Source organism: Pseudoalteromonas sp. 20-92 (genome assembly GCF_030847595.1).
Lineage (GTDB): Bacteria > Pseudomonadota > Gammaproteobacteria > Enterobacterales > Alteromonadaceae > Pseudoalteromonas > Pseudoalteromonas fuliginea.
In genome coordinates this window covers 1-307 of the sequence record NZ_JANJGQ010000094.1, presented here as the reverse complement: position 1 = coordinate 307, position 307 = coordinate 1, and the positions used below count along the sequence as shown (strand labels likewise).

Genomic DNA, 307 nt, shown 5'->3' with positions numbered 1-307 from the left:
ATCGGCGCTGTTTCGTTTCACTACTGAGTTCGGCATGGAGTCAGGTGGGTCCAAAACGCTATTGTCACCAAGCAAATATAGTGCAAAGAATTAATGACAAGCACGTAGTGCTACCATTTTCTTTGCGCAAGGTGCCTCAACTTTAACGCTACGCGCTAAGAGTCACCTCTTGAATTTGGAAAATATCTGATAATATTTTTTAGTCTTTCTAAGTAATATCTACTTTAGTCATATTAACTTCTTCGCTTGTTTCACTATCACATAAAACGCGTTTGGCGTTGTATGGTTAAGCCTCACGGGTAATTAG

Annotated in this window: 1 rRNA gene; it reads right to left on the bottom strand. The window is 39.7% G+C overall.

Going from position 1 to position 307, the window contains the following annotated elements:
* A 5S ribosomal RNA gene (rrf, locus tag NRL14_RS20880) occupies nt 1-72 on the bottom strand; the annotation flags it as partial.
* Nucleotides 73-307 lie beyond the last annotated feature (235 nt).